Below are 744 nucleotides of genomic sequence, written 5' to 3'. Positions count from 1 at the left end.
GGATGGGGTACGTGCCGGCAAGAGCGCAGGCGGTAGCCGGGACACCCCGGCCCCGCGACGCCGCGTCCCCTGTTGCCGGTCGCTTTTAACGATGTGAATCTGATGCTCCTACCACAACACCAGATTCACATCGTTCCCAAAGAGTGGGGCTATTGCGGGCAGGGGTCGGAGTAGGGAACCTGCGGAGCCCACTGCGTCCACCGCTCGCGGCTGAGTCGGAAGCGGGGATCCGCGCAGGCGGTCCGGGCAAGCGTGTCCGGACCGGTCGACAGCACCCGTAGATCGCCGTTGGAGCCGCCGGCCGCGAACGCGTAACCGTCTCCCGACACCGCAAGTCGGCTGACGGCCTTGTTCCGGTCGACGAGCCGGGTCAGTTCGACGGGTTTCGCGGTGGCGTCCCAGAACACGATGGCGCCGTCGGCGCCGGCGGACACCAGCAGGCCGTCCGCGCCGAAGGCTACGCCGGTCACGCGATCGTCGTGGGCGCTCAGGATGCCCGTCGCCCGCGGTTTGACGGGGTCCGTCAGATCCCACAGCCGCACCGTATGATCGTCACCACCGGTTACCGCGGCACGTCCATCCTGACTGAAGGCCACCGTTACCACCGCACCGACGTGTCCGGTCATGGTGGCGACCTGGTGGGGCTGTGCCGGGTCGGTCAGATCCCATAGCCGCACGGTTTCGTTCACGGCAGCGGTGGCGAGAAGCCGACCGTCCGGGCGCAGTGCGATGTCGGTCACCAGT

Annotated in this window: 1 protein-coding gene; it reads right to left on the bottom strand. The window is 68.1% G+C overall.

The features are described from left to right. Window positions 1–149: 149 nt before the first annotated feature. Window positions 150–744 (bottom strand): WD40 repeat domain-containing protein (locus tag U9980_RS26635; protein ID WP_416210407.1); only part of this gene is annotated, 595 nt, incomplete at its 5' end.

Source organism: Protofrankia sp. Cr1, assembly GCF_963555865.1.
Taxonomy (GTDB): Bacteria; Actinomycetota; Actinomycetes; order Frankiales; family Frankiaceae; genus Protofrankia.
Note: the sequence above shows the minus strand (reverse complement) of the source record. Positions and strands in the feature narration are given on the sequence as shown.